The sequence below is a fragment of the Rathayibacter sp. AY1C9 genome, from assembly GCF_002932315.1.
GTDB lineage: Bacteria > Actinomycetota > Actinomycetes > Actinomycetales > Microbacteriaceae > Rathayibacter.
In genome coordinates this window covers 31,250-55,840 of record NZ_PSVZ01000008.1, presented here as the reverse complement: position 1 = coordinate 55,840, position 24,591 = coordinate 31,250, and the positions used below count along the sequence as shown (strand labels likewise).

The window sequence follows — 24,591 nt, the reverse complement described above, 5'->3', positions numbered from 1 at the left end:
ACGGTCTGCGGACGGGGCGGTAACGAGGATACGGGGCGCCGCCGGAACGCGCTCGCGGTCGGCGCGAGCGGGCTCCGAGCGCAGACTGGGGGCATGACCGCCGCCACAGCGACCGACGGAGGACGCCGCTCCCTCCCGCGCACTCTCGCCCGCATCCTCCTGGGCCTGCTGCTCGTCACGGCCGGCACGGCGCACCTGACGGTCGCGCGTCAGGCCTTCCAGGCGCAGGTCCCGCCGTGGCTGCCGGCCGACCCGGACCTGGTGGTCGTCGCGTCGGGCGTCGTCGAGATCGCGCTCGGGCTCGCGCTCGTCGTGCTCGTGCGGTGGCGCGTGATCGTGGGAGTCGTGGTGGCGGCGTTCTTCGTCGCGGTCTTCCCGGGGAACATCTCGCAGCTGGTGACGCGGACGCCGGCGTTCGGCCTCGAGACGGACGCGGCGCGCGCGGTGCGGCTCGTCTTCCAGCCCCTGCTGGTGGTCTGGGCGCTCTGGTCGACCGGGGCGTTCTCGGCCTGGCGGGCCCGCCGGTCGCGACGCCGCGGGGACTGAGCCGCCGGTCCGCGGCCCGATCGTCCCGCGATCCTCCGGAACGGCGAACGGCGGCCGGCGGGAGACCCCGCCGACCGCCGCCCGTGCCCTGCTCGGCTAGGCCGCGAGGCGGCGTCGCGCGACGACCAGCGCGAGACCCGACAGCAGCAGCACGAGGGCTCCGCCGATCAGGCCGGCCGCGTCGGCGCCGGTGTTCGCGAGCGAGCCCGGGCCGGAGCCTCCCGCGACGGGGGCCGCCGTGGTGGTGGGGTGCGGCGACGGAGCTGTGGTGGGCTGCTCCGTCGGGGTGCCGGGCTCGGTCGGCGCCGGGGTGACCGGGACCTCGGCGGCGGGCTCCGTCGTCAGCGACCAGTTGGGGTCGTAGAAGTCGGCCTGGTCGATCACGCCGCGGGCGGTCGACCAGTCGATGAGAAGCTGGCGGATCTCGAGACGCTCGTCGTAGACGAGCGGTGCCTGCGCGACGGCCGGGTAGGCGCCTCCGCCGCTCTGGCGGTAGTTGTTGACCGCCATCACGAAGCGATCGTCGTCGGCGACCGGGGTGCCGTCGGCGTGGGCGAGACCGCGGATCCGCGAGCCGGCGGGCTGGGAGACGTCGATCACGTAGTCCAGGCCCGAGATCGCGTCGTAGTTGTAGTCCGGGATGCCGTCGGGGCGGTCCTCGGTCGTCGCGTTGGTGCCGGTCTCGGGGTCGAACACGGCGCCCTCGGCGGTCTGCACGAAGTAGCGGGCCGAGAACTCGAGGTAGTCGCGCACCTCGGCTCCGGTCAGCTCCACTCCGCGGAGGGTGTTCTCGTAGATGTACAGGCCCGCGATGTCGCGGATGCTGACCTGCCCCTTCGGGAAGACGGCGGTGCGCGAGAACGGCGACGCCTGCGAGATCACCGGCAGGTCGGCCCACTCGGTGCCCTCGAGCGCCGACTCGACGGTCTCGGCCTGGACGGTGTTGATGAAGTCGATGATCGGGGTGTCCTCGTAGCGCGAGGTCGCGGCCGAGAGCTCCTCGACCGAGTCGGCGACGGGGGTGTTCACGTACTCGATCGTGGCGGCGTGCTGCTCGGCGAGGGCGTCGACCAGTGCGGGCGACTCCTCGGCGATGTCCTTCGCGTAGACGGGCTGCGTGACGGGTGCGTTCCCGGCCGACCAGTCGACCTCGAGGCCGCCCGCGGCGTCCGGCACCAGGTTCAGGGTGACCTCGGTGAGGCCCTGCGCCCAGAACTCGGGCTGGGTGACCAGCACCTGCTCGCCGGCGACGTTGGTGAACAGCGTCTGCGGCAGGTCCTTGTGGCTGTGGCCGGCGACGACCACGTCGATGCCGGGGACCTGCGTCGCGATGTTGTTGACGACGTCCTCGTTGAGGTCGGCGGCGTCGTACTCGGCGTCCGGGACCGTGCCCTGGCCGGTGTGCGCGAGGACGACGACCACGTCCGCCTGCTCCTGCACGATCGGGACCCACTGCTTCGCGGCGGCGACCATGTCCTGGAACTCGAGGACGCCGTCGACGTACTGCTTGTCCCAGACGCGGACGCCGGGGGTGACGAGGCCGAGGACGCCGACGGTGACCGTCTTCCCGTCGATCTCGCGCTCAATCAGCGTGTAGGGGTCGTGGTACGGCTTGCCGGTGGCGACGTCGACGACGTTCGCGCCCAGCAGCGGGGCGTTCAGGTCGCCCTCGTACGCGCTGAGCATGTCGAGCCCGTAGTTGTACTCGTGGTTGCCGACGACCTGCGCGTCGTAGCCGATGGTGTTGAACGCGGTGGCCATCGGGTGCGTCGTCTCGCCGGAGAGGACGCCCGCGGCGCCGTCGCCGAGGCCGTAGTAGTAGGTGAGTGGCGTGCCCTGGATCGCGTCGCCGTTGTCCATGACGAGCACGGACTCCTCGCCCTTCTCGGCGCGGAGGCGGTCGACCTCGGTCGCGACGCGGGTGAGGCCGAGCGCACCGTCGGCCGGGTACGGCGCGTTCGCGAAGTAGTCCCAGTCGTAGACGTGCCCGTGCGTGTCGGTCGTCGACACCAGGGTGAGCTCGACGCCGTCGTCGAGAGGGGCGGCCGAGGCGATCGGAGCGGCGGTGGCGGCTCCGAGTGCGACGACGGCGAGGAGGCTTGCGGCGCGGAGTCTGCGCATCGTGGTCCTGTTCGCGTGATGAGTGGAGTGTGAACGTCCTCGAATCTATGCGCCGCGTGTGAACTGCGCATGACGGGATCGAGAGCATTGCTCGGCGATGCGTCCGCGGGGCGGCCCGGTGCCGGGGGAGTCCGCGGGCCGGCTCGGAGCCGGGGAGTCCGCCGGTGCGGCCTCGCGCCGCGGGCGTGCACTGCACCGGCCTCGTGGGCTGGAGCCGTCCTCCGGCCCCTCCGCTAGAATCGAGCGGCTGGTCGCGCGGAGGCGGCACGACTGCCGCGCCGCACCCGCCCACCCCCGCCCCTCCCGTCGAGAAGGACACGCCATGCCAGCAATCGTCATCACCGGCGCCCAGTGGGGCGACGAGGGCAAGGGACGCGCCACCGACCTCCTCGGCAGCCGCGTCGACTACGTCGTGAAGTTCAACGGCGGCAACAACGCCGGGCACACCGTCGTGGTGGGCGACGAGAAGTACGCCCTGCACCTGCTCCCCTCCGGCATCCTCACCCCGGGCGTCGTCCCGGTCATCGCGAACGGCGTCGTCGTCGACATCGAGGTGCTGTTCCACGAGCTCGAGGCGCTGAGCGCCCGCGGCGTCGACGTGTCGAAGCTGCTCGTCAGCGCCAACGCGCACGTCATCACCAGCTACCACCGCACCCTCGACAAGGTGACGGAGCGCTTCCTCGGCAAGCGCCAGATCGGCACCACCGGCCGCGGCATCGGCCCGGCGTACGCCGACAAGATCAACCGCGTCGGCATCCGCATCCAGGACCTCTTCGACGAGAACATCCTCCGCCAGAAGGTCGAGGGCGCCCTCGACCAGAAGAACCACCTGCTGGTGAAGGTCTACAACCGCCGCGCGATCCTGGTCGAGCAGGTGCTGGAGGACCTGCTGCAGTACACCGAGCGCCTGCGCCCGATGGTCGCCGACACGTCGCTGATCCTCTCGCAGGCGCTCGACGCCGGCAGGACGGTGCTGTTCGAGGCCGGCCAGGCCACGATGCTCGACGTCGACCACGGCACCTACCCGTTCGTCACCTCCTCCAACGCGACCTCGGGAGGAGCGGCCACCGGCTCCGGAGTCGCACCGAACCGCATCGACCGCGTCATCGCGGTCATCAAGGCGTACACGACCCGCGTCGGCGCCGGCCCGTTCCCGACCGAGCTCTTCGACGAGTGGGGCGAGTACCTCCGCCGGCAGGGCTTCGAGTTCGGCACCACGACCGGCCGCCCGCGCCGCTGCGGCTGGTACGACGCCCCGATCGCCCGCTACTCGGCGCGGATCAACGGGGTCACCGACTTCGTCCTCACCAAGCTCGACGTGCTCTCGGGCCTCGAGACCATCCCCGTCTGCGTCGCCTACGACGTCGACGGCGTGCGCCACGACGAGGTCCCGGTCTCGCAGAGCGACTTCCACCACGCGAAGCCGATCTACGAGGAGTTCCCCGGCTGGCAGGAGGACATCTCCGGCTGCCGCGAGTTCTCGGACCTGCCGCAGACCGCGCAGGACTACGTGCGCGCGCTCGAGGCGATGAGCGGTGCCCGGTTCTCGGCGATCGGCGTCGGGCCGGAGCGCGAGCAGGTCGTCGTGCTGCACGACCTGCTCGACTAGAAGCGGCGAGGAGCCGGGTCGGGCAGACCTCTCGGAGGCGGCCGACGTGGTCACAACGGAGGAAGAACGTCGGGGACCTCGCGGAGTGACGCGGATCCCGGGCCCTCTCGACGAATCCTTCCGCCGGTGTGGACACGCCCGCCGCCGAGCGCGCCGGATAATCGGCGCATGCAGATCTACGCCGACCTCCCGGCCGTCCGCGCGCGGCAGATCCTGGCCGACGCCCTCGCTCTCGGCGTGGCCGTCGTGGCGATCGCCGCGGGGATCGCGGTCGGCTCGCTGATCGCCGGCCTGGCCGAGATCGGCCGGCGGCTCGAGAGCGCCGGCAGCGGCTTCGGCTCGACCATGAGCGACGCCGGGACCACCCTCGGCGGCATCCCCCTGCTCGGCGACGCCGTGCGCGCGCCGTTCGACGAGGCGAGCGGGGCCGGCTCCGTGCTGGCCGCCGCCGGACGCGACCAGCAGCAGCTCGCGAGCGCCCTGGCCGTGGTCGCCGGGCTCGCCGTCGGGGGCCTCCCGCTCCTGCTCCTGGCCGTGCTCTGGCTCCGGCCCCGGCTCCGCTTCGCCCGCCGGACCGCCGAGCTGCGCGCCCTCGGCTCGACCGGTGGCGGAACCGAGCTGCTGGCCCTTCGCGCGCTCACCCGGGCGTCCCCCCGCGACATCCTCGCCGCGCACCCGGAGGCCGCCGCGGGCTGGCGGACCGGTGACCCCGCCGTCACCGCCGCGCTGGCGGCCCTCGCCCTCCGCCGGGCGGGGCTCCGGCCCCGCTGACCCCGCAGGACCATCGCGGATCCGCCGGAGGGATGACGCGGCGAGCCACTGCGGACGACGCCGGCGACACGGGTGCCTCCGTAGCGTCGAGGACATGCAGAACCAGACCTCCTCCGTCGTGGCGCGCGTCGAGGGCGTGCGCAAGCTCTACGGCAGCACGCCGCCCGTCGTCGCCCTCGACGACGTCACGCTCTCGATCGAGCGGGGCGAGTTCACCGCGGTGATGGGCCCCAGCGGATCCGGCAAGTCGACGCTCATGCACGTCCTCGCCGGCCTCGACACCGCCTCCTCCGGCCGCGTGTTCCTCGGGGACGCCGAGATCACCTCGATGAGCGACGTCGAGCTGACCGTGCTCCGCCGCCGCAGCGTCGGCTTCGTCTTCCAGGCCTTCAACCTCGTCCCCACGCTCGACGTGCGCGGAAACATCCGCCTCCCGTTCGAGCTCGACGGCCGCTCCGTGACCGGCGACGAGGAGCAGTGGATCGCCCGGCTGATCGAGTCCCTCGGGCTCCGCGAGCGCCTCACGCACCGGCCCCACGAGCTCTCGGGCGGGCAGCAGCAGCGTGTGGCGATCGCCCGCGCCCTCGCCACCCGGCCGCAGCTGATCTTCGCCGACGAGCCCACCGGCAACCTGGACTCGCGCACCGGCCGCGAGGTCCTCAGCCTGCTCCGGGCCTCCACCCGCGAGTACGGCCAGTCGATCGCGATGGTCACCCACGACCCGATCGCGGCGGCCTACGCCGACCGCATCGTCTTCCTCCGCGACGGGGCCGTCGTCGACGACCGCCGCGGGATGAGCGCCGAGGAGATCTCGCGCGCGATGCTCACGATGGAGGGCGCGGCGTGAGCGGCGTGCGCACGGGCTCGAGCCAGGGCGGGGGCGCCATCGTCACCGTCGCCGCACTCGCCGCGGCGTTCGGCGCCGTGCTGGTGCAGGTCATCGCCGACATGGTCGCGGCCTTCGCGGCAGCGGGGATCGACGGCATCGGCCAGGTCGCCCTCATGCTCGGGATGGTCGGCGCCGTCTTCTTCGGCATCGCGGTGTTCGTGGGCGGGATCGTCACGGCCAACGCGGTCTCGACCGTCATCGCCGGGCGCACCCGCGAGATCGCCCTGCTGCGCCTGCTCGGCGCCTCCGGCCGGTCGCTGCGCAGCGGGATCGTCCGCACGGGCCTCCTGCAGGGGCTCCTCGGAGCGGCGATCGGCCTGGTCGCCGGCGTCGCTCTCGTGGCGCTCGCCGCGGAGCTCGCCATCCGGAGCGGCACCCTGCCCCGCTTCGACTACCCGCTCGTCTCGCCCGGCCTCGTGCTGCCGCTGATCGCCGTGGTCGCCTCGACGGTCATCGCCTCGTGGTCCGGATCGCGCCGCGTGCTCGCGGTCGCGCCGTCGCAGGCCGCCGGATCCCCCGCCGAACCCCGCTACGAGGAGCTGCGCGGCCGCACCGCCCGCAACATCACGGCGATCGTCTTCGTCGTGGTCGGCGCGCTGCTGCTCGCCGGCGGCGTGGTGTTCGGGCTGGCCAACCCCGGCGGCGTCCTCCTCGGGCTGGTCGGAGGCATGGCGTCCTTCACCGGCGTGATCCTCGGGGCGCCCGTCCTGCTCCCTCCGCTCACGGCCCTCGTGGGCCGCGCCTTCGGCCGGGGCCCCGTCGCCCGCCTGGCGTCCGCCAACGCCGTCCGCAATCCGGCGCGCAGCGCCCGCGCCGTCATCGGACTGGTCATCGGAGTGTCGCTGGTCACGATGTTCGCGGTCGCCGCCGCCACCTTCGGCACGATCATGGAGCGCTCGGGCGAGACGAATCCCGAGGTGATCGCGGCGTTCGAGCAGTTCATCCAGGTGAGCACCGCGGTGATGAGCGTCCTGCTCGGCTTCTCGGTCGTCCTGGCCGCCGTCGGCATGGTCAACACGCTGTCGCTCAGCGTGCTGCAGCGCCGGCGCGAGCTGGGCCTGCTCCGCGCGCTCGGCTTCACCGGCTCGCAGGTGCGGTCGATGGTGGTGCTCGAGGCTGCGCAGATGATCATCGCTGCCGCGGTGCTCGGCATCGTGCTCGGGATCGTCTACGGCTGGTGCGGCGCGATCTCGGTGTTCGGCTCGCTGCCGGGCATCGGACTGATCCCGCCGACCGTCCCGGTGCCGATCCTGGTGGCGGTGCTCGTGGTGGGCGTCGTGATCACGGTCGTCTCGGCCGTGCTGCCCGCCCGCCGCGCCACGAAGGTGTCGCCGGTCGCCGCTCTCGCCGTGGCCTGAGAGCCGGCGCCGCGCAGAACCCGCAGCCGGAGGGCCGGCGCCTTCACCACGGAGGACCCGGTGGCCGAAGGGCCGGCGCCGCGCAGAACCCGCAGCCGGAGGGCCGGCGCCCTCACACCACCGAGAACCCCGCGGCGAGGGGCTCCCGCCCGCTCAGCGCGAGCAGGAGCTCCTCGCCGCGTCCGGCTCGAGCGGCCAGCCCACCGGTCAGCGCGATGCACGCCTCGACGGCCTCGGCGGGCAGCACGTGCGGGATCCCGGTGGCCCGCGAGAGGTCGAGCGTGTGCACGACCAGCTCGAGCAGCCGGGTCCGGAGGTACTCGTCCAGCTCGATCGCGTGGCCGCCCACGGCGACGAGGCGGCCGGGACGCTGGGCGGCGACCAGCTCGACCGCGCGGCCCGCCGCCTCCGCCAGCGCCTGAGCCGGCCTGTCGCCGAGCAGCAGCCCCGCCTCGACCCCGCGTCGCGCCACCGCCGCGGGGTCGGCGACGTTCCCGGCCAGCGCGGCGTAGTAGTCGAGCGCGTCCTCGATGGTCGGCTCGGGCGGCTCCGGAGCGAGGAGGTACGCCTCGACCGTCAGCACCGCTCGCGACGCATGGCCCGCGAGGCCGCGGACGTCCCAGACACCGAGCCCCGGCTGCTCCCACTGGTCCTCCCGCACCTGCGCGAGCAGGCCGATGAGGGCGGCGGCGGCGGACTCGAACAGCGCGGCGATGCTCATGGAGCCATGCTGGCACGGTGCCCCACACTGATCGCATGAGCAGTCCCCGCCGCCCCGGTCCCGTCACGCTCGTCGGCCGCTCGATCGTCCTCGAGCCGCTCGCCGCCGAGCACGTCGAGCCGCTCGGGCGGGCGATCGGGCGTCCGGAGGTGTTCGCCGGCGGCTACGGAGGAGGACCCGCCGGCCTCCCCGGCACCCCGGAGGAGTTCCGCGCCTTCGTCGACCGCTACTACCCCTGGGGCACGGGCCTGCCGTTCGCTGTGCTGCAGGAGGGGCGCGTCGTCGGCACGACCTCGCTGGCCGACTTCGACGAGACGCGCGAGGCGGCCCACCTCGGCTGGACGGCCTACGCGCCCGAGACGTGGGGCACCGTCGTGAACCCGGAGGCGAAGCGGCTGGTGCTCGGGCTCGCCTTCGACAGCGGCTACGAGCGGGTGAAGCTCCAGGCGGATGCGGTGAACGCGCGCTCGCGGGCCGCGATCCTCCGCCTCGGCGCCGTGTTCGAGGGGGTGCTCCGCCACGACCAGCGGCGGGCCGACGGCTCGTGGCGCGACACGGCCGTCCACTCGATCCTCGCGGCCGAGTGGCCGGCCGTCCGCGACGCGCTCGACCGCCGGATCGACGCGGCGCTAGCGCTCCCTCCCTCGACCGCGCAACCGCTGACCGGGCGGCCGCCCGAGGAGTAGGAAGGAGGCATGGAACGCATCCACTACGCCGGCAGCTCCGTGCTGACGGGTACCGCCATCGCGCGGTCGCTGCTGGCCTACGCGGAGGCGCTGGCGCTCACCAAGGGGTCGATCACGGTCGACATCCCGATCCGCCAGGAGTCCGGCCGGCCCGGACGGGCGGCGCTGCTGATCGGACCGGCGAGCCAGCTGTTCTCGGAGTCCGAGGACGACGGAGCCGAGGAGCTGCTCGACGAGGAGCTCGTCGAGCGCTTCACCCGCGAGACGGCCCGCCTGGGCGTCTCACACCCCGTGGCCGAGGAGGACGGCGGCGCCGGGCCCCTCTCCGCCGTCGACACCGAGATCCCGCACTTCCACGGCGAGGACGACTCCTGGTGAGCATCCGGGGCGCCGGTAGGATCGACACTCACGACTCCGCCCGACCCTTCGCGGACGGGCGACTTCCCGAACGGAGAACCGCCTGATGGGGCGACTGATCTACGACTCGACCCTCGAGGCCGACTTCGACGACCGTCTGCTGGCGCACCTGCAGATCGTGATCGGCTCGAAGCTCGCGCGCAACGAGTCCTTCTACTTCTCGTGGAAGGACTCGCAGGCGGTCGGCGACGGACGCACCTCGATCTGGCTGCACCCCGCCATCCCGCTGCGCTTCAAGTACCACGGCGGCCGTGCCCCGAACATCAACCCGGACTGGATCCGCCAGCTGCTCGCCGACTCGCACACGGCGCACGGGCTGCGGATCAGCGAGGAGCCCCACGGGACCGCCCGTCAGAGCGAGGAGAGCATGCTGTGAAGCGCGTCGAGATCATCTACGGCGGAGCGCCGTTCAGCCTGAGCGAGACGTCGGCCGCGGAGGTGCGCGAGAGCATCGACCGCGCCCTGGACGGCTCCGCGTCGCGCTGGATCACGGTGAACCAGGGCGAGGGCGAGCCCCGCGAGACCTCGATCCTGATCACGCCGGGCGTGGCGTTCTCGGTCGCCGACGTCGCGCACTGAGGTCGACGCCGCGGTCACGGTGACCGCCGCCTCTCACGCCGCCGGCTCGGTCCGGGGCGCTCGCACCGCCGGCCCGCCTCGGAACGACTGCCGTCCTCAGCGCACCCGTCCCGCTCAGCCCGCCAGCACGCGCGGGAACTCCCCCGGGATCTCGCTCGCGAGGTACCCGGCCGGGCCGATCCGTGCGGAGAGGCGCGTGTCAGCCTCCGTGTGCAGGAACGCGCCCCACGCGGCCGCGCCCATCGGAGCGACGCCGCGCCCGCGCAGGCCCGCCGTCGCTCCGGCGAGCACGTCGCCGCTGCCCGCGGTGGCCAGCCCGGGGTGCTCGCCCTCGATCCGCACCGCGTCGCCGTCGGGCGAGGCGATCGTGTTGAACAGGCTCACCACCGCGCCGTAGCGCTCGGCGACAGCGAGGGCGGCCCGCTCGACGTCGTCGACCTCCTCGCCGAGGAGGCGGGACGCCTCCTCCGAGTTCGGGGTCAGCAGGAGCCGGCCCGCGAGCCTCCGCGCGATACCGCGCTGCCCGGGCAGGACCCCGAGCGGGAAGGCGTCGAGGTGCACGGCCGGCACGTCGTCGAGGAGCTGAGCGAGGGCACGGAGGGTCGCGGCGGTCGCGCGCGGGTCGTCCAGGCCGGGTCCGATCAGGGCGACGTCGGCGGAGGAGAGCTCGCCGGCCAGGACGTCGAGCCCGCGGCCCGAGACGGAGCCGGTGCGCGTCTCCGCGAGCGGGACCACTCCGCACTCCGGCAGCGCGACCGCGGTGGCCGACGCGACCGACTCGGCGACGCAGAGCGTGATGCGACCCGCGCCGGTCCGCAGCGCGGCGATCCCCGCGAGGATCGCGGCGCCGGGCGTCTTGCGGGCGCCGCCGACGACGACCACGTCGCCGCGGGAGTGCTTCGAGCCTCCGGGCTCCGGGAGGGGCCAGCGCTGCTCGAGCAGGGCGCGGGAGACGAGGTCACTCATGAGGGTCTCCTTCTCCGTCCGCGCGGTCGTCGTGCCGGGTGACGGGGGCGCCGGAGCGCTCGAGGTGGGACGTGCGGTTGAAGAGCTCGAGGCGCCACGCGTCGCCGTCGCGGACGAGACGGGTGACGGAGCCGTTGGCGACGGGCGTCGAAGCGCCGATGTCGAGCAGCTCGTGCTCGGAGAGGCCCTCGAGGACGTAGCGGAGGACGAGGACGACCGCGTCGTGGCAGAAGAGGATCGCCGGCCCGGGAGGCGCGGCGACGGCGAGGTGGTCGACGAAGGCGCGGACGCGGAGCGCGAGGTCCGTCCAGGCCTCGCCTCCCGGCGGCCGGTAGTAGAACTTGCCGAGCCACTCGCGCCGCGCCGCCTCCTCGGGCATCCGGGCCCGCACGCCGGCGGAGGTGAGGCGGTCGGTGACGCCGAGGTCGCGGTCGCGCAGGCGCTCGTCGGGGCGAAGCCGCAGGTCGATGCCGGCCTCGCCGAGGGCGAGACGCGCGGTCGCGGAGGCGCGGCGGTAGGGCGACGTCCAGGCGGAGGCGGGCCGCGCCTCCTCGGCCAGCCAGCGGCCGAGCGCGCGGGCCTGCTCCTCGCCGGCGGGGGAGAGCTCGACGTCGGGGTCGCGGCGGTCGACGGCGATCTCGTGCGCCCCCGAGGCCTCGGCGGCGCTCGCCGCGATGTTGGCGAGGCTCTCGCCGTGGCGGACGAGGAGGAGCTCGGTCGGGCCGGTGGAGGAGGCGGGCATGGCTCCACGCTCCGCCTCGCGGGCCGGAGGCGCCAGGGGGTTCCGCCGCGGCGACGCGGGTTGCTACGGAGGGGTTCCTCCGCCGTCAGGGCGCCTCTCCGTCGGCGCGCTCCTCCGCCGAGACCGCCGTGACGACCGCGGTGAGCGTCTCGGGGTCGCTCAGGATGCGGAAGTGCCCGCCGGTCTCGATCCGGACGTTGACCGCGCCCTCGAGCATGCTGCCCTCCGGGATGTGCGGGTCGAAGAGGCCGAACACGGACGTGATCCGCGCGTTCGCTCCGGAGCGGCTCGACAGCAGCAGGGTCGTGGCGTCGCGCGGAGAGAAGGCGCGCAGGCTCCGGAGGACCAGGTAGGGCGCGTAGCGGGAGCCGCCGAACGGAGTCGCCACGGCGACCATCCGGTCGACCCGGCCGTCCGGGTCGAGCTCGGTCATCACGTACTTGCCGATCAGCCCGCCCTTGCTGTGGGCGACGATCACCACGTCGTGGAGCCCGTGCTCGGCGAGGTAGGCGGCCACGTCCTCCGCGGTCCGGGCGACCGGGCGGCCGTTGCGGCCGAGGCTCGTCAGCACGTGGAGAGGGTGCCCGCGCTCGTGCAGCGGATCGATGATCGGGCGGAGGAAGGACCAGGTCTCCCAGATCCCCGGGAGGACCACGACGGGACGCCGGTCGCCATCGAGGTAGTCGTCCGGGGCGCGGCGCGAGAGGACGCCGCGTACCTGCCAGGCGACGGCGTAGGCGTAGTCGCGGATCCACCAGACGGCGTCGCGCACCAGGCGCCGGAGCCGGCTCATGCGGCTGGCTCCGACCGGAGGGGCAGCGGGGCGGCGGGCCTCTCGCCGAGCGCAGCGGCGAAGCGGAGGATCTCGCGGGCGAGCGCTCCGGGCTCGGTGCGGGGGACGACGTGGCGCGAGCCGGCGAACTCGACGAGCCGCCCCTCGCGCGCGCGGGCCGTGAGCCGCTCGCACCAGTCCCGGGTGGCGATCGGATCGTCGCGGCCGCGGGCGACGAGGACCGGCACCTCCAGCTCGGCGACGCGCACCTGGACCGGATGCCGCAGCATCTCGGGCAGCTGGCGCAGGTACCAGCGCAGGCCGCCGCGCAGGTAGTCGGCCAGCAGGATCGCGTCGACGCCCACCGGCTCGCCGAGGCAGTCCCGCAGCAGCGCGAGCCCCTGGCGGACCGCTCCGGGCCGCTGCGGATCCACCACCGGCCCGATGAGCACCGCGCCGTCGACCAGGCCGGGCGCGCGCAGCCCCAGCTCGACCGCCACCTGCGACCCCATCGAGTGCCCGACGACGACCGCGCGCGAGACGCCCAGTCCGCGGAGGACCTGCTCGACCTGCCGCGCGTGGTCCTCGAGGCCGATCCTCCGCCGCGGTCGCGCGTTCGCGCCGAAGCCGGCGAGGTCGACGCCGATCACCCGGCCGTGCCGCTTCAGGCGGGCGGCGAGCGGCGAGAAGGTGTGGTGCGACATCCCGATCCCGTGGATCAGGACGAACACCGCGCCCGCTCCGGCCGGACCGGTGTCGACCGTCCGCAGCGTGACGCCCTCGACCTCGTGTCGCACGGGGAGGGCGCGGCGGGGCGGTGTCGGCAGCATCGTCCCAGGCTAGGGATCGGCGGCCGGCCGCGCGGGGGGATGCGCCCGCTCCCGCCGTGGTCTAGGCCGCATCCGCCCTGGGGAGGAGCGTTCACCCCGCCGGCCGCCGGCGGTCCCCGCCGAGCGTCCCGTCGTGCCCGCTGTCAAGCGGCTCCTCCGCGGCGGCGCCCCTGCCTAGCCTCGGAGGAGGGGGCCGGCGTGCGCCGCTCCCGGAGGGATGACGCCATGCGGATCGCGATCGTCGGGGCGACCGGCAACCTGGGGACGGCCCTGCTGCGGCGCCTGCACGGCGAGGCCGGGGTGGAGGAGATCGTGGGCATCGCCCGCCGGGCCCCTCGGCTCCGCTCGGAGGAGTACCGCGACGTGCGCTGGGTCGAGATCGACCTCGCGTCGAGCGTCGCCCCACGGCGGCTCCGCGAGGCCTTCGCCGGCGTCGACGCCGTCGTCCACCTCGCCTGGGCGCTGCAGCCCAGCCACGACGAGCCGTTCCAGCGGCTGGTCGACGTCGGAGGCACTGCGGCCGTGCTCGAGGCGGTCGCCGCCGCGGGAGTCGGCCAGGTCGCCGTCGCCTCGTCAGTGGGCGCCTACAGCGCCGCGCCGAAGTCGATCCGGGTGACCGAGGACTGGCCCACGGGCGGCCTGCACACCTCGACCTACAGCCGCCACAAGGCCGCGAACGAGCGGCAGCTCGACGCCTTCGAGGAGCGGCACCCCGAGATCGTCGTCACACGCCTGCGCCCGGGGCTCGTCTTCCAGCGCGGAGCGGCGACCGAGATCGCCGGGCTCTTCGCCGGACCCCACTACCCGACGCGGTGGCTGAAGGCGGTCCGGATCCCGGTCCTTCCGCTGCCGAGGAGCATCGTCTTCCAGGGCGTGCACGCCGACGACGTGGCCGACGCCTTCTGGCGCGCGCTCGACCGGCGCGCCGGCGGGGCCTTCAACATCGCGGCCGAGCCGGTCCTCACTCCGGAGCGGCTGGCGCACGCCTTCGGCGCCCGCCTGGTCACGGTGCCGTTCGGGCTGCTCCGCTCCGTCGTCACGGCGACCTGGCACCTGCGCCTGCAGCGCACCGACGCGGGCTGGCTCGACATCGCGGGCAACGTCCCGGTCATGTCGACCGAGCGCGCCCGCGCCGAGCTCGGCTGGGCGCCGACCCGCACGGCGGAGGAGGCGCTCGCCGAGCTCGTGGCCGGCCTGGCCGACCGCTCGACCGTCCCGGGCTCGCCCCCGCTCCGGGGATGATCCGGCCGGTCGTCGATCGGAGGCGAGCCCTCCCGGTCAGTCGGCGACGCGGATGAGCACCTTGCCCGTCGCGCCCTGCTCGACCGCGTCGTGGGCGGCCGCGGTCTCCTCGAGCGGGAACCAGGTCAGCGGGAGGCCCGCCTCCTCGCCCACCGGGAGCGCGCCGTCGACGAGCGCCGCGGTGATGTCCTCGGCCGCGGCCTGCAGTGCCTCCTCGCCCACGGTGTAGAGCAGCAGGCCCTGCCAGCGGGCGTTCTTCGCGAAGCTCGCGACGATCGGCACGGTGAACTCGTCGCCGTTGTTGTTCGCGTAGTACCCGATGCTGCCGTGGTTGGCGAGCACCTCGACGTCGAGCGCGGCGTTCTGAGCCGGTGCGACCTCGACCACGTGCTGGACGCCCTCGGGGGCGAGCTCGCGGATCCGGTCGGCGAGGGCGTCGTCCGGGTACTGCAGCACGTGCTGCGCACCGGCCGCACGGGCGAGCCGCTCCTTGGAGTCGCTGCTCACCGTCGCGATGACGGTCGCCCCGGCCCAGACCGCGAGCTGGATCGCGGCGTGCCCGACGGCTCCGGCGCCGCCCTGGACCAGGACGGTGCGGCCGGCGAGGGCGCCGGGGGCGAGGCGGGAGGGGCCGTGCTCGTGCACGGTGAGGGCGCGGTGGGCGGTCATCGCGGGGACGCCGAGGCTCGCGGCGACGTCGGTGCCGACGCCCTCGGGCAGGCGCACGACGTGCTCGGCGGCGAGCACCGCCGACTCCTGCGCGGTGCCGGTGGGGCGGCGGTGCGCGGAGAGGTACATCCAGACCCGGTCGCCGACGGCCAGGCCCTCGACGCCCTCGCCGAGCGCCTCGACGACACCGGCGCCGTCCTGGTTCGGCACGACCTCGTCGAACGCGAGGTCGCCGTCTGCGCGCGCCTTCCAGTCGGTCGGATTCACGCCCGATGCCAGGACGCGGACGCGGACCTCGCCGGAGCCCGGAGCCCGCTCATCCCGGTCGACGAGGGAGAGGACGGAGGAGTCACCGGTGCGGGAGTAGACGATCGATCGCATACGGAGGGCAAGGAGCGCGGGCGGCGGTGTATTCCCGGCGGCACGACGAAGGGCGGCGGGCCCGGAGGCCCACCGCCCTGTCAGCGCCGACGGATCAGTGCTGCACGTCCTCCTGGACGGCGTGCTTGGCCTCGCGGGCCGAGTCCTTCACGTCGTCGGTGGCGGAGGTGCCCGCCTCCTTGACGTTCTGCGCGGCGTCGGTCGCGGTCTCCTTGACGGAGGCGAACGCCTGCTGCGCGGGCTCGCGGAGCTCGCTCGCCGCCTCCTTGGCCGCGTCGGTCACCTTGTCGACGACCGGCTGGGCCTGCTCCTTGACGCGGCTCGCCGCCTCCTTCTCCTTGCTGGAGGCGGGGATGAGCGAGGCGACGAGGAGTCCGGCGCCGAGGGCGATGAGCCCCACGGCGAACGGGTTGCCCTCGGCCTTGGCCTTCGCCGAGCCCGCACCGCTCGAGAGCGAGTCGGAGGCGTCGTGCGCCGAGCCCATCACGCGGTCGCGGACGGAGCCCACGGCCGACTTGACCTTGTCGGTCTGACGCTGCGCGATGGCGGACGGGCTGACCTTCTCGGCCAGCGCGTCGACGTCCCCGCCCAGCTCGAGGCGCGTGCGCTCGATGTCCGCCCGGATCTCCTCGGGTGTCTTGTTCTGTCCTGCGTCGTACGTCATCGTCCTGCCCCGTTCGGCTTGAGGGTGTCGGGAATCTTCTTGAGGGAGTCGACCGTCTCGGGAGCGCCGTCGACCTGCTTCAGGCTCTTGCGGCCCACCGCGTAGAGGATCGCGGCCACGATCGCCCAGATGACGGCCACGACCACTCCGGACCAGCCGTTGCCGATCAGAGTGCCCAGGCCCCACCAGAGGGCGATCGAGAGGAAGAGCACGGCCATCAGCGCGGCGTACCCCGCCCCGCCGAGGAGGCCCGCTCCCTTGCCCGCCTTGCCGGCGGACTCCTTGAGCTCGGCCTTGGCGAGGGCCATCTCCTGGCGGATCAGGGTGGAGAGGTCGCGCGAGACCTCGCCGAGCAGATCGCCCAGCGACGTCGACCCGGCCCGCTGGTCGGGCGTCTCCGTCGAGCGGTGGACGCCCGTCGGGTCGGTCACAGCCGGCCGCCGTTCGGGAAGCCGCCGTCGAGCGGGTCGGCGACGGGCTCGGTCGGCGCGTAGTCGCGCTCGAGGGAGCTCGATCCGACGGTGCCGTAGGCGGACGCGACGGGCGCGTCGTACGCGGAGGCGTCGGAGTACGCGGTGGTCGAGGCGGGGGCGTCGAACTCGGGCCCGTCGGTGCGGGTGCTCGTCGCCTCCTTCTCGTCCTTCGCCTCGGCGGTCAGGGCTCGGATGAGGCGCCCGCCGACGAGTCCCGTCGCCGCGGCGATGAGGATGAAGGCACCCGGGCGGCGGCGGGCGAACGCGCGGACGTCGTCGAGGAGCTCGGACGGGTCGCGGTTCTCGAGCCACGAGGCCACACCCTGCACGCGGGTGGCCGCCTGGGAGACGAGCTTCGCGGCGGCGTTGTCGCTGCCGCCCTCGCCGTTGGCCAGCGCGGTCAGGTCGTCACTGAAGGCGCGGGCGCCCTTGGCGGCGTTCTCCTTCTGGGCGTGGGCCTGCTCGGTGAGCTGGGTGCGGCTCTGGTCGTAGAGGTCCTTGACCTGGACCTTGGCCTCCTGGACCACGTTGGCGGCCTCGTCCTTGCCGGTCGAGAGCACTTCGCTCGCGGCCTGCTTGGCGTCGCCGGCGACGGCGCCGGCCTGGTCCTTGGCGGTGCCCGCGGCGGCGCTCGCCTTCTCCTTCGCGGAGTCGGCCGTGCCGCCCGAGGAGGAGCCGGAGGAGGTGTCCGTGGAGGCGACGTGCGCCCCGCTGTCGATGGGGGTCTCGGTCGCGCCGAAGTTCGCGGCGCCGTCTCCGAACGGAGGTGAAGCGGGATCGATGTTCGACATCGTCTGTCCCTTCCAGGATCGAGTGGGGAATGAATGCGTGCCGGCGTCGCCAGTCTGTTCGGGCCCTCGAGTACCGGGAAGGGCATAGCGGCTGACCCCCCGATGGGGCTACCATCCCGCGCCCACGAGGGCGGGGCCCGAGAGCCCGTGGATCGACTGCTCCGCCACCGCGTCAAGCCCCTTCTGACCCGCGAACAGGGCTCCCTACCGTCGAGAGGACAGACATCGGACGTCCGCACCCGGATCCGCCCGGCTACCCCGGAAAGGCAACCAGTCATGTTCTTCCACCGTCAGGAACTCCAGTTCACGTCCACGCCCTCGAAGCCCGACGCGGTCTTCGCCCGCCGCTTCCAGGAGGTGCTCGGCGGCCAGTACGGCGAGATCACCGTGGCGATGCAGTACGGCTTCCAGGCCTGGAACGCCCACGACCCGGGCAAGTACCGGGACCTGCTCTTCGGCATCGGCGCCGAGGAGTTCGGCCACGTCGAGATGATCGCCGTGATGATCGCCCAGCTGCTCGAGAAGGCCCCGGTCGAGCAGTCCGAGGACGCGATGAAGAAGGACCCCGTGCTCGCGGCGGTCATCGGCGGCTCCGACGTGCAGCACGCCATCGTGGCCGGCGCCGGCGCGCGCCCCGTCGACAGCATGGGCAACCCGTGGCAGGGCTCCTACATCACCGCCAGCGGCAACCTGCTGGCCGACTTCACCGCCAACGCGAACGCGGAGATGCAGGGCCGGCTCCAGGTCGCCCGGCTCTACCACATGACCGACGACCACGGCGTGCGCGACCTCCTGTCGTTCCTCCTGGCCCGCGACACCATGCACCAGAACCAGTGGATAGCGGCGGCCGCCGAGCTGCGCGCGGAGGGCCGGGAGGACCTGCCCGTGCCCTCGAACTTCCCGATCTCGAAGGAGGAGCGCTCCGTGTCGTACGAGTACATCAACTTCTCGGACGGAGCAGCGGCCTCCGAGGGCAGCTGGGCCTCGGGCCCGACCCCGGACGGCAAGGGAGAGTTCAGCTACCGCGTCGCGGAGCCCGGCGGCAACGTCCCGATGCCCCCGCCCACCCAGCCGGACGAGCGCCTCTACGGCACCGACCCGAAGCCGAACATCGTCGAGAAGGCAGTGGGGGCCGTCAAGGACGCGGTGACGGGCAAGTGAGCGCCGCACGGGTCCTCGGGGCGCTCGGCGCCTCCGCTCTGACGATCGGCCTGCTGGCCGGCTGCACCGGCGACGCCCAGACGCCCTACCAGTCGGGGAGCGCGGTGCCCACCAGCGCCGACGACGGATCGTCGCAGACGCCCACGAACGCGCCCTCGCAGTCCGCTCCGTCCGAGTCCGCCACCCCGGCGACCTGATCCCGCGCCCTCGACCGGCCGGCACCGGTCGAGGGCGCGAATCATCGCAGTCCAGCGGGCGCCCGGGCAAGCCCCTTCCCGCTCCCAGGAAGCGGGCAGTTCCCGGTCCTACGGTCGTGCCAACGATCAGCGAAGGAGGCACCACCATGGGGCTCGATGACAAGATCAAGAACGCCGCTCAGGACATCGCCGGCAAGGCGAAGGAAGCCCTGGGCGACCACAAGAACGACGACAGCCTGAAGGCCGAAGGCCAGAAGGACCAGGCCGCGGCCTCGGCCAAGAAGGCCGGCGAGGACGTCAAGGACGTCTTCAAGTAGGTCTCGGCAGTACCGCGAAGGCGGCGCTCCCCTCGGGGGGCGCCGCCTTCGCTGTTCCCCGGCTAGGGGTGCAGGACGACCTTGATGCAGCCGTCCTCCTTCTTCTGGAAGGTCTCGTAGAGGGCCGGAGCGTCCTCGAGCGGCGCCCGGTGGGTCACGAGGTCCATCACGCCGAGCGGATCGGAGGAGTCCTCCACCAGCGGCAGCAGGTCGTCGATCCAGCGCTTCACGTTGCACTGGCCCATCCGCACCGTCACCTGCTTGTCGAACATCGACTTCAGCGGCATCGGGTCGGCCTCTCCGCCGTAGACCCCGCTCAGCGAGACGGTGCCGCCGCGGCGCACCAGGTCGAGGGAGGCGTGCACCGCGGCGAGGCGGTCGACGCCGACCGTGTCCATCGCCTTGCGGGCGATCGGGTCGGGCAGGAGCCCCGCCATCGACTGCGCGAACGAGCCGACAGGCGAGCCGTGCGCCTCCATGCCGACCGCGTCGACGACGGAGTCGGGGCCGCGCCCGTCCGTGAGGTCGCGCAGCTGCGCGGCGATGTCGTCGGACAGGTCGAAGGTCTCCACGCCGTACCGCTCGGCCATCGCGCGCCGCTCGGCGACGGGCTCCACGGCGAGGATGCGGTAGCCGCGGTGGGCGCCGATCCGCGCCGCGAACTGGCCGACAGGGCCGAGTCCGAAGACGACCAGGGTCCCGCCGTCGGGCACCTGCGCGTACTCCACGCCCTGCCAGGCGGTGGGCACGATGTCGCTGAGGAAGAGGTAGCGCTCGTCCGGCAGGTCCGTGCCGACGACGATCGTGTTGTAGTCGGCCAGCGGCACGCGGAGCAGCTCGGCCTGCCCGCCGGGGACCTGGCCGTACATCTTCGTGTAGCCGAAGAGCGCCGCTCCCGAGCCGTACTCGGTGACCTGCGTCGTCTCGCACTGCGACTGCAGCCCTCGGCGGCACATGAAGCACTCGCCGCAGGCGATGGTGAAGGGCACGACGACCCGGTCGCCGGGCTTCAGGGTGGTGACTCCGGAGCCCACCTCCTCGACGACGCCCATGGGCTCGTGGCCGAGCACGTCCCCGCGGTCGATGTAGGGCCCGAGGAGGCGGTAGAGGTGCAGGTCGGAGCCGCAGATCGCGGTCGAGGTGATCCGGACGATCGCGTCGGTCGGCTGCTGGATGCGGGGGTCGGGGACGGTCTCGACCGAGACCTTCTCGATGCCCTGCCAGGTGAGTGCTCGCATGCTCGTGTCCGTTCTCCGGCTCGCGCCGGTCGGGGTCGGTGTCCCTCCACCGCACACCCGGAGGGCGCCGAGGGGGAGGGGCTTGACGCTCCCCGGAGCGCTCCCGAGGGGGATTCCCGGGAGAACGCACGGACGTGCATCCCGCGTTCACCCGACTCACGGCGGCCGAGTGGTGGGATGGGGGGATGGATGCTCTCTACACCGCCATCGCCCACGCCTCCGGTGGAGGACGCGACGGCCACGTCCGCACCGAGGACGACCGTCTCGACCTCGACACCCGCGCCCCGCAGGAGCTCGGCGGCTCCGGCGAGGGGACCAACCCCGAGCAGCTGTTCGCGGCCGGCTACTCCGCCTGCTTCCTCAGCGCCCTGCACGGAGCCGGTCGCCAGCTGAAGATCGACACGACCGACGCGGCCGTCTCGGCCAGCGTCTCGATCGGGAAGAACGACTCCGACGGCTTCGGCCTCTCGGTCGAGCTCGACGTCTACGTGCCGAAGGCGAGCTCCGAGGACGCGCAGAAGGTCGCCGACGCGGCGCATCAGCTCTGCCCGTACTCCAACGCCACCCGCGGCAACATCCCCGTGCAGATCAACCTGGTCGACTGACCGGGCCCTCTGGACGGCCCCTCCCGGACTCCGGGCAGGGGCCGTCGTCGTGTCCGGGGGCGGTCCGTTAGGGTCGGGGCATGACCGAGGAGCTGTCGCACGAGGAGCCGTCGCACGAGGAGTCCCTGGCGCGGGCCGAGCTCGTGCAGATCCGTCAGAGCATCGACAACATCGACGCGGCGCTGATCCACCTGCTCGCCGAGCGCTTCAAGTTCACGCAGAAGGTCGGCCGGCTGAAGGCCGCGCACGGGCTGCCCGCCGCGGACCTCGAGCGCGAGGCCCGCCAGATCGCGCGGCTGCGGGCGCTCGCCGAGGAGTCGCACCTCGACCCGGCGTTCGCCGAGAAGTTCCTCGGGTTCATCGTCGCCGAGGTCATCCACCACCACCAGCGCATCGCCGACGGCGCCGAGGACTGAGGCTCAGCCCTCGATCCGCAGCAGCCCCGCCGTGCGCTCGCGCAGCACGCCGAGCAGCAGCGGGTAGTCGGGGAAGAGCTGGTCGCGCCGCAGCGTCGGCACCCGCAGCCCGAGGGGGACCTCCGTGACGCGGCCGTTCGTCTCGGTGAGGGTCAGGCGGAGGCTATGGCTCCCCGTCGGGCTCGAGGCGACGACCGAGCGCAGAGCCTCGAGCGGGAAGATCAGCCCGTCGATCTGGATGGCCGACTCCGACACCACGATCGAGCCCGGCAGCCCGGGCCGCAGCGCCAGCCGCGCCGCGACCAGCCCGAGCGGGAGGGAGAGCGCCACGACGACCGCCCCCAGCGCGATCTGCGCGCGGTCGCCCGACGGGGATCCCGCGAGGGCGACGGCCAGGACGCCGGCGGCGAACGCCTCCGTGGCGACGACGACCAGGGCGACCGCCCGGCGCTGGAGCGGAGCGCGGTGCGGCCGGAAGCGGACGGCCGAGGCGGGCCCGGCCAGAGCGGGCGGCAGGGCGTCGCGGACGCGGGCGGCGGCGCCGAGGTCGGCGAGCAGGGCTGCGAGGTCCTCCGGGCGGAAATGCGCGCAGCGGACCTCGACTCCGTCGCCGCGGCACCAGGCGACGAAGCCGTCGCCGTCGGCGGACTCGAGGAAGCGGACCGACCGGCGGGGCCACTGCTCGCGGCGGCGGCGGCCGCGCATCAGCACGACCTGCGTCTCGGTCGTCATCACGCTGGTGGGGGAGACGACGAAGAGCGAGACCGCCGAGGCCAGTCCGATGACGACGGTGAGGGCGAGGAGCCCGAGCGCGAGCACCGACTCGTCGAGGACCCCGCGGCGGTCCGCGAGGACGGCGAACGGGATGAGCACGGCCGCGAGGCCGGCGCCGAGGAGCCGCAGGAGGAGGGCGCGGAGGCGCCGCAGGACCGATGGGCCGTACACCCGTCGCGTCCGGATCGCCATCGGTTCCGACTCCATCGCGTCAGGCTAGCCCCGGCCGGGGCCGGTCGCCCGGAGAGGCGCGGCGGTGGCGCGATCCTCGCGCCACCCGTCCCGGGTTCGGGGGAGGAGTGGCGCGAGGCGCGGCCTACGCCTCCGCGGTGCGGTGCAGGGCGCGGACCGAGACGACCCGGCGTCGGGCGATCGCGGCGACGGTGAGCAGCAGGCCGAACAGCAGCCAGATCACCAGGCCGACGACGGCGCCGGCCGTGCCGTCGGTGCCCTCGACCACTCCGGACAGCGCGTTCTGCGCCGCCGAGAGCGGCAGGAACCCGAGCACGTCGTCGAACAGCCCGGGGACCGTCGAGATGATGCCCGCGCCGAGCGCGATCACCGCCGCGACCATCGCGAGGAAGCGGCCGATCCCTCCGAGCAGGGCGACCAGCCCCTGGTTCACCGCGGCGAACGAGGCGCCGGTGAGCATCGAAAGAAGGGCGAAGCCGACCCAGCGGCCCGGCTCCAAGCCCGCGACCCCGCTCATCACGATCGCGACCGCGAGTCCCTGCACCACGCCGATCACGAGCGCCGGCACGTAGGAGGAGAGGGCGAGCGCCGCGGAGGAGCGGGTCGAGGAGAGTGCACGGTGCGAGAACGCCGCGAGCACCAGGAACGTCGCGAGGGCGCCCAGCCAGAGGGCGAGCGTCGCGAAGAACGGGACGCTGGAGGCTCCGAACAGGTCGGTCGCGCTGCTCGCGTTCTCGACCGGGTCCGAGACGACGTCGGCGAGGTTCGTCGACTCCGACTCGGTGTAGGTCGGGAGCTGCGCGACGGCGGCGTCGAGGCCGGTCGCGAGCGTGCGGGTGCCGTCGGCGAGCTGCACGGCGCCGTCCGAGACCCCGCTCGCTCCGTCGGCGAGCTGGTCGGCTCCGTCGGCGGCGGAGGAGGCTCCCGTGGCGAGGTCGGCGGCACCGCCCGCGGCGGTGGTCGCGCCGGTCGCGAGGTCGCGGGCACCGGCCGCGGCGGTGGTGGCGCCGGTCGCGAGCTGCGCGGACCCGGCCGCCGTGGTGTCGAGGCCGTCGGCGAGCTGGGACGCTCCGCCCGCGGCGTCGTCCGCGCCGTCGGCGAGCTGCGTCAGGCCGCCGGACAGCTGTCCGATGCCCCCCGAGAGAGTGCGCGCGCCGGTGGCGGACTGCCCGACCGCGTCGATCAGCGAGGGCTGCCCGTCGCCGCCGAGGCGGATGCCCGCGTCGATCCCGGCGACGGCTCCCGCGGTCGTCGTGGCGAGGGTGGTCGCGCCGGTGGGTCCGTCCGCCGAGGCGATGACGGCGCGCGCGGCGAGGCACTGCGTCGTCTCGCAGCCCTCGAGCGCGGCGCTGAGCGCCTCGAAGGTCCCCGCAGTCGCGGCGGCGGCGCCGGCGCTGAGGGCGGCGACCTGCTGGGTCCCGTCGCCGGTCCTCACCACTCCCTCCCTCAGCTGGTCGAGCCCGTCGGCCAGGTCGGAGGCGCCGCCCTGCAGCGCGGTCGCCCCGGTCGCCGAGTCGCGGGCGCCCGTCGCGAGCTGTCCCACTCCGCCGGAGAGGCCGCGCGCACCGGTGGCCAGCTGCGCGACTCCGCCGGACAGATCGGAGGCTCCGGTGCCCAGCTGTCCCACGCCGTCGGCGAGGGACGAGGCTCCGGTGCCGATCTGCCCGACGCCGTCCGAGAGCGAGGAGGCGCCGGTGGCGAGCTCGTCGATCCCGTCGGCGAGGCTGCTGGTGCCGTCGGCGATGGTGGAGGCGCCGGTGCCGAGCTGGTCGGCGCCGTCGGCGAGCGTGCCCGCGCCCTCGGCCGCCTGGCCGATCTGCTCGTTGAGGGTGTTGAAGCCGACGTAGACGTTCTCGAGGTAGGCCGTGGTCAGCTGCGTGTTGAGCAGGGAGGTGGCGGTGCTGGTCACCGTGGCCGAGATGGCGTCGTCGACGAGCTTGGCCTTCTCGCTGGTGGCGATGTCGATGGTCGCCTTCGTCGCCTCCGCGGCGTCGCCCGAGTACGAGGTGGCGGCGGCGGAGAAGGAGGAGGGGATCGTCACGACGGTCGCGTAGCTGCCGTCGGCGAGGCCCTTCGCGGCGTCGTCCTTGTCCGTGAGGACCCAGGTGAAGTTGCCCGTCGAGTCCGAGCCGGAGACGTTGGGCACCGGGGTCGTGCTCGCGGACGGCGTCGCGCTCGCCGAGGGGGTGGAGGAGGGGGCGTCCGAGCTCGCGGAGTCGGTGCCGCCCGTCACCAGGCCGGCCGCGAGCTGGCGCCCGAGCGGCACGGTCTGCCCGTTGATCTCGACCGGGGTGTCCTCGTTGACCACGGCGGCCGTGATCGTGTCGAGTCGCTCGGTCGGGTTCCACAGCGCCCACACCAGGAGGCCGCCGATGACGAGGGGGACCAGGACGATCCCGAGAAGGGTCAGCCAGGACACCTTCTTGACGCCGCGGGGGCGTTCGAGGGAGAGGAGAGCCATCTG

General features: G+C 73.7%; 28 protein-coding genes. 15 read left to right on the top strand and 13 right to left on the bottom strand.

Annotation, left to right across the window (positions count from 1 at the left end):
* Window positions 1-93: 93 nt before the first annotated feature.
* The gene (locus C5D09_RS07845) at window positions 94-546 is read left to right on the top strand and encodes a DoxX family membrane protein (protein WP_104247486.1); all 453 of its coding nucleotides are present in this window, start codon (window positions 94-96) and stop codon (window positions 544-546) included.
* A 96-nt stretch (window positions 547-642) separates the two neighbouring features.
* Here C5D09_RS07845 and C5D09_RS07840 read toward each other — a convergent pair whose 3' ends face one another.
* Window positions 643-2,667: a bifunctional UDP-sugar hydrolase/5'-nucleotidase gene (locus C5D09_RS07840; RefSeq protein WP_104247485.1), complete on the bottom strand. Its 2,025-nt coding sequence runs from the start codon at window positions 2,665-2,667 to the stop codon at window positions 643-645.
* Window positions 2,668-2,989: 322 nt separating this feature from the next.
* Between C5D09_RS07840 and C5D09_RS07835 the strand changes: the two genes are divergently transcribed.
* From C5D09_RS07835 to C5D09_RS07820, 4 genes are all read left to right on the top strand, one after another.
* Window positions 2,990-4,276: an adenylosuccinate synthase gene (locus C5D09_RS07835; RefSeq protein ID WP_104234282.1), complete on the top strand. Its 1,287-nt coding sequence runs from the start codon at window positions 2,990-2,992 to the stop codon at window positions 4,274-4,276.
* A 168-nt stretch (window positions 4,277-4,444) separates the two neighbouring features.
* The gene (locus C5D09_RS07830; protein WP_104247484.1) at window positions 4,445-5,047 is read left to right on the top strand and encodes a hypothetical protein; all 603 of its coding nucleotides are present in this window, start codon (window positions 4,445-4,447) and stop codon (window positions 5,045-5,047) included.
* A 94-nt stretch (window positions 5,048-5,141) separates the two neighbouring features.
* On the top strand, window positions 5,142-5,894 hold the full coding sequence (locus tag C5D09_RS07825) for an ABC transporter ATP-binding protein (protein WP_104269028.1): 753 nt from the start codon (window positions 5,142-5,144) through the stop codon (window positions 5,892-5,894).
* Window positions 5,891-7,294: an ABC transporter permease gene (locus C5D09_RS07820; protein ID WP_104261167.1), complete on the top strand. Its 1,404-nt coding sequence runs from the start codon at window positions 5,891-5,893 to the stop codon at window positions 7,292-7,294. The genes C5D09_RS07825 and C5D09_RS07820 overlap by 4 nt, the downstream gene beginning before the upstream one ends.
* 112 nt (window positions 7,295-7,406) lie before the next feature.
* Here C5D09_RS07820 and C5D09_RS07815 read toward each other — a convergent pair whose 3' ends face one another.
* Window positions 7,407-8,015, bottom strand: a complete 609-nt coding sequence (locus C5D09_RS07815; protein ID WP_104269027.1) for a maleylpyruvate isomerase N-terminal domain-containing protein — start codon at window positions 8,013-8,015, stop codon at window positions 7,407-7,409.
* A 35-nt stretch (window positions 8,016-8,050) separates the two neighbouring features.
* On the opposite strand from C5D09_RS07815, the gene C5D09_RS07810 reads away from it, so the two are divergent.
* The 4 genes from C5D09_RS07810 to C5D09_RS07795 all read left to right on the top strand — a co-directional run bounded on the left by C5D09_RS07810 (window position 8,051) and on the right by C5D09_RS07795 (window position 9,697).
* Window positions 8,051-8,701, top strand: a complete 651-nt coding sequence (locus C5D09_RS07810; protein WP_104258044.1) for a GNAT family N-acetyltransferase — start codon at window positions 8,051-8,053, stop codon at window positions 8,699-8,701.
* Window positions 8,702-8,710: 9 nt separating this feature from the next.
* On the top strand, window positions 8,711-9,079 hold the full coding sequence (locus C5D09_RS07805; RefSeq protein WP_104222777.1) for a hypothetical protein: 369 nt from the start codon (window positions 8,711-8,713) through the stop codon (window positions 9,077-9,079).
* Window positions 9,080-9,164: 85 nt separating this feature from the next.
* Window positions 9,165-9,494, top strand: coding sequence for an ATP-dependent DNA ligase (locus C5D09_RS07800; RefSeq protein ID WP_104222776.1), 330 nt, complete (start codon window positions 9,165-9,167; stop codon window positions 9,492-9,494).
* Window positions 9,491-9,697, top strand: a complete 207-nt coding sequence (locus C5D09_RS07795; protein WP_104222775.1) for a hypothetical protein — start codon at window positions 9,491-9,493, stop codon at window positions 9,695-9,697. The genes C5D09_RS07800 and C5D09_RS07795 overlap by 4 nt, the downstream gene beginning before the upstream one ends.
* Window positions 9,698-9,811: 114 nt before the next feature.
* Here C5D09_RS07795 and C5D09_RS07790 read toward each other — a convergent pair whose 3' ends face one another.
* The 4 genes from C5D09_RS07790 to C5D09_RS07775 all read right to left on the bottom strand — a co-directional run bounded on the left by C5D09_RS07790 (window position 9,812) and on the right by C5D09_RS07775 (window position 13,007).
* Entirely contained in the window at window positions 9,812-10,663 is an 852-nt protein-coding gene (locus C5D09_RS07790; RefSeq protein WP_104269026.1) for an NAD(P)H-hydrate dehydratase, read from the bottom strand.
* Window positions 10,656-11,405 carry a histidine phosphatase family protein gene (locus tag C5D09_RS07785; protein WP_104247480.1) on the bottom strand — a complete coding sequence of 250 codons (750 nt, stop codon included), beginning with the start codon at window positions 11,403-11,405 and terminating at the stop codon, window positions 10,656-10,658. The genes C5D09_RS07790 and C5D09_RS07785 overlap by 8 nt, the downstream gene beginning before the upstream one ends.
* An 85-nt stretch (window positions 11,406-11,490) precedes the next feature.
* Window positions 11,491-12,198 (bottom strand): triacylglycerol lipase, encoded by a 708-nt coding sequence (locus tag C5D09_RS07780; protein WP_104269025.1) that lies wholly within the window; start codon window positions 12,196-12,198, stop codon window positions 11,491-11,493.
* Window positions 12,195-13,007: an alpha/beta fold hydrolase gene (locus C5D09_RS07775; RefSeq protein ID WP_104269024.1), complete on the bottom strand. Its 813-nt coding sequence runs from the start codon at window positions 13,005-13,007 to the stop codon at window positions 12,195-12,197. Before C5D09_RS07775 ends, C5D09_RS07780 begins: the two co-directional genes overlap by 4 nt.
* A 225-nt stretch (window positions 13,008-13,232) precedes the next feature.
* Between C5D09_RS07775 and C5D09_RS07770 the strand changes: the two genes are divergently transcribed.
* Window positions 13,233-14,249, top strand: coding sequence for an NAD-dependent epimerase/dehydratase family protein (locus C5D09_RS07770; protein WP_104222770.1), 1,017 nt, complete (start codon window positions 13,233-13,235; stop codon window positions 14,247-14,249).
* A 36-nt stretch (window positions 14,250-14,285) separates the two neighbouring features.
* Here the strand turns inward: C5D09_RS07770 and C5D09_RS07765 are convergent, their stop codons facing one another.
* From C5D09_RS07765 to C5D09_RS07750, 4 genes are all read right to left on the bottom strand, one after another.
* On the bottom strand, window positions 14,286-15,299 hold the full coding sequence (locus tag C5D09_RS07765) for an NADPH:quinone reductase (protein ID WP_104269023.1): 1,014 nt from the start codon (window positions 15,297-15,299) through the stop codon (window positions 14,286-14,288).
* Between the two features lie 94 nt (window positions 15,300-15,393).
* The gene (locus C5D09_RS07760; protein ID WP_104222768.1) at window positions 15,394-15,963 is read right to left on the bottom strand and encodes a DUF3618 domain-containing protein; all 570 of its coding nucleotides are present in this window, start codon (window positions 15,961-15,963) and stop codon (window positions 15,394-15,396) included.
* The gene (locus tag C5D09_RS07755; RefSeq protein ID WP_104222767.1) at window positions 15,960-16,394 is read right to left on the bottom strand and encodes a phage holin family protein; all 435 of its coding nucleotides are present in this window, start codon (window positions 16,392-16,394) and stop codon (window positions 15,960-15,962) included. The genes C5D09_RS07760 and C5D09_RS07755 overlap by 4 nt, the downstream gene beginning before the upstream one ends.
* Entirely contained in the window at window positions 16,391-17,227 is an 837-nt protein-coding gene (locus tag C5D09_RS07750) for a hypothetical protein (RefSeq protein ID WP_104225698.1), read from the bottom strand. Before C5D09_RS07750 ends, C5D09_RS07755 begins: the two co-directional genes overlap by 4 nt.
* A gap of 276 nt (window positions 17,228-17,503) precedes the next feature.
* Between C5D09_RS07750 and C5D09_RS07745 the strand changes: the two genes are divergently transcribed.
* The 3 genes from C5D09_RS07745 (at window position 17,504) to C5D09_RS07735 (ending at window position 18,902) form a co-directional block, all read left to right on the top strand.
* On the top strand, window positions 17,504-18,388 hold the full coding sequence (locus C5D09_RS07745; protein ID WP_104222765.1) for a manganese catalase family protein: 885 nt from the start codon (window positions 17,504-17,506) through the stop codon (window positions 18,386-18,388).
* On the top strand, window positions 18,385-18,585 hold the full coding sequence (locus C5D09_RS07740; RefSeq protein ID WP_104222764.1) for a hypothetical protein: 201 nt from the start codon (window positions 18,385-18,387) through the stop codon (window positions 18,583-18,585). Before C5D09_RS07745 ends, C5D09_RS07740 begins: the two co-directional genes overlap by 4 nt.
* A gap of 146 nt (window positions 18,586-18,731) precedes the next feature.
* A complete protein-coding gene (locus C5D09_RS07735) occupies window positions 18,732-18,902 on the top strand; it encodes a CsbD family protein (RefSeq protein WP_104222763.1) in 171 nt (56 codons plus the stop codon).
* 62 nt (window positions 18,903-18,964) lie between these two features.
* Here the strand turns inward: C5D09_RS07735 and C5D09_RS07730 are convergent, their stop codons facing one another.
* Window positions 18,965-20,140, bottom strand: a complete 1,176-nt coding sequence (locus tag C5D09_RS07730; protein WP_104269022.1) for a zinc-dependent alcohol dehydrogenase — start codon at window positions 20,138-20,140, stop codon at window positions 18,965-18,967.
* Window positions 20,141-20,325: 185 nt separating this feature from the next.
* Between C5D09_RS07730 and C5D09_RS07725 the strand changes: the two genes are divergently transcribed.
* On the top strand, window positions 20,326-20,745 hold the full coding sequence (locus tag C5D09_RS07725; RefSeq protein WP_104222761.1) for an organic hydroperoxide resistance protein: 420 nt from the start codon (window positions 20,326-20,328) through the stop codon (window positions 20,743-20,745).
* 80 nt (window positions 20,746-20,825) lie between these two features.
* Window positions 20,826-21,161 (top strand): chorismate mutase, encoded by a 336-nt coding sequence (locus tag C5D09_RS07720; RefSeq protein WP_104222760.1) that lies wholly within the window; start codon window positions 20,826-20,828, stop codon window positions 21,159-21,161.
* 3 nt (window positions 21,162-21,164) lie between these two features.
* On the opposite strand, the gene C5D09_RS07715 is transcribed toward C5D09_RS07720, so the two are convergent.
* Both C5D09_RS07715 and C5D09_RS07710 read right to left on the bottom strand, forming a co-directional pair.
* A complete protein-coding gene (locus tag C5D09_RS07715; protein WP_146085619.1) occupies window positions 21,165-22,142 on the bottom strand; it encodes a hypothetical protein in 978 nt (325 codons plus the stop codon).
* A 109-nt stretch (window positions 22,143-22,251) separates the two neighbouring features.
* Window positions 22,252-24,588, bottom strand: coding sequence for a YhgE/Pip domain-containing protein (locus C5D09_RS07710; RefSeq protein WP_104269020.1), 2,337 nt, complete (start codon window positions 24,586-24,588; stop codon window positions 22,252-22,254).
* Between the last annotated feature and the right edge of the window lie 3 nt (window positions 24,589-24,591).

What these genes read in the sequence shown, in the direction of transcription:
- C5D09_RS07845 (WP_104247486.1), top strand. Translation starts at nt 94, where the DNA reads ATGACCGCCGCCACAGCGACCGACGGAGGACGCCGCTCCCTCCCGCGC.
- C5D09_RS07840 (WP_104247485.1), bottom strand. Translation starts at nt 2,667, where the DNA reads ATGCGCAGACTCCGCGCCGCAAGCCTCCTCGCCGTCGTCGCACTCGGA.
- C5D09_RS07835 (WP_104234282.1), top strand. Translation starts at nt 2,990, where the DNA reads ATGCCAGCAATCGTCATCACCGGCGCCCAGTGGGGCGACGAGGGCAAG.
- C5D09_RS07830 (WP_104247484.1), top strand. Translation starts at nt 4,445, where the DNA reads ATGCAGATCTACGCCGACCTCCCGGCCGTCCGCGCGCGGCAGATCCTG.
- C5D09_RS07825 (WP_104269028.1), top strand. Translation starts at nt 5,142, where the DNA reads ATGCAGAACCAGACCTCCTCCGTCGTGGCGCGCGTCGAGGGCGTGCGC.
- C5D09_RS07815 (WP_104269027.1), bottom strand. Translation starts at nt 8,015, where the DNA reads ATGAGCATCGCCGCGCTGTTCGAGTCCGCCGCCGCCGCCCTCATCGGC.
- C5D09_RS07810 (WP_104258044.1), top strand. Translation starts at nt 8,051, where the DNA reads ATGAGCAGTCCCCGCCGCCCCGGTCCCGTCACGCTCGTCGGCCGCTCG.
- C5D09_RS07805 (WP_104222777.1), top strand. Translation starts at nt 8,711, where the DNA reads ATGGAACGCATCCACTACGCCGGCAGCTCCGTGCTGACGGGTACCGCC.
- C5D09_RS07800 (WP_104222776.1), top strand. Translation starts at nt 9,165, where the DNA reads ATGGGGCGACTGATCTACGACTCGACCCTCGAGGCCGACTTCGACGAC.
- C5D09_RS07790 (WP_104269026.1), bottom strand. Translation starts at nt 10,663, where the DNA reads ATGAGTGACCTCGTCTCCCGCGCCCTGCTCGAGCAGCGCTGGCCCCTC.
- C5D09_RS07785 (WP_104247480.1), bottom strand. Translation starts at nt 11,405, where the DNA reads ATGCCCGCCTCCTCCACCGGCCCGACCGAGCTCCTCCTCGTCCGCCAC.
- C5D09_RS07780 (WP_104269025.1), bottom strand. Translation starts at nt 12,198, where the DNA reads ATGAGCCGGCTCCGGCGCCTGGTGCGCGACGCCGTCTGGTGGATCCGC.
- C5D09_RS07775 (WP_104269024.1), bottom strand. Translation starts at nt 13,007, where the DNA reads ATGCTGCCGACACCGCCCCGCCGCGCCCTCCCCGTGCGACACGAGGTC.
- C5D09_RS07770 (WP_104222770.1), top strand. Translation starts at nt 13,233, where the DNA reads ATGCGGATCGCGATCGTCGGGGCGACCGGCAACCTGGGGACGGCCCTG.
- C5D09_RS07765 (WP_104269023.1), bottom strand. Translation starts at nt 15,299, where the DNA reads ATGCGATCGATCGTCTACTCCCGCACCGGTGACTCCTCCGTCCTCTCC.
- C5D09_RS07760 (WP_104222768.1), bottom strand. Translation starts at nt 15,963, where the DNA reads ATGACGTACGACGCAGGACAGAACAAGACACCCGAGGAGATCCGGGCG.
- C5D09_RS07750 (WP_104225698.1), bottom strand. Translation starts at nt 17,227, where the DNA reads ATGTCGAACATCGATCCCGCTTCACCTCCGTTCGGAGACGGCGCCGCG.
- C5D09_RS07745 (WP_104222765.1), top strand. Translation starts at nt 17,504, where the DNA reads ATGTTCTTCCACCGTCAGGAACTCCAGTTCACGTCCACGCCCTCGAAG.
- C5D09_RS07735 (WP_104222763.1), top strand. Translation starts at nt 18,732, where the DNA reads ATGGGGCTCGATGACAAGATCAAGAACGCCGCTCAGGACATCGCCGGC.
- C5D09_RS07730 (WP_104269022.1), bottom strand. Translation starts at nt 20,140, where the DNA reads ATGCGAGCACTCACCTGGCAGGGCATCGAGAAGGTCTCGGTCGAGACC.
- C5D09_RS07725 (WP_104222761.1), top strand. Translation starts at nt 20,326, where the DNA reads ATGGATGCTCTCTACACCGCCATCGCCCACGCCTCCGGTGGAGGACGC.
- C5D09_RS07720 (WP_104222760.1), top strand. Translation starts at nt 20,826, where the DNA reads ATGACCGAGGAGCTGTCGCACGAGGAGCCGTCGCACGAGGAGTCCCTG.
- C5D09_RS07715 (WP_146085619.1), bottom strand. Translation starts at nt 22,142, where the DNA reads ATGGAGTCGGAACCGATGGCGATCCGGACGCGACGGGTGTACGGCCCA.
- C5D09_RS07710 (WP_104269020.1), bottom strand. Translation starts at nt 24,588, where the DNA reads ATGGCTCTCCTCTCCCTCGAACGCCCCCGCGGCGTCAAGAAGGTGTCC.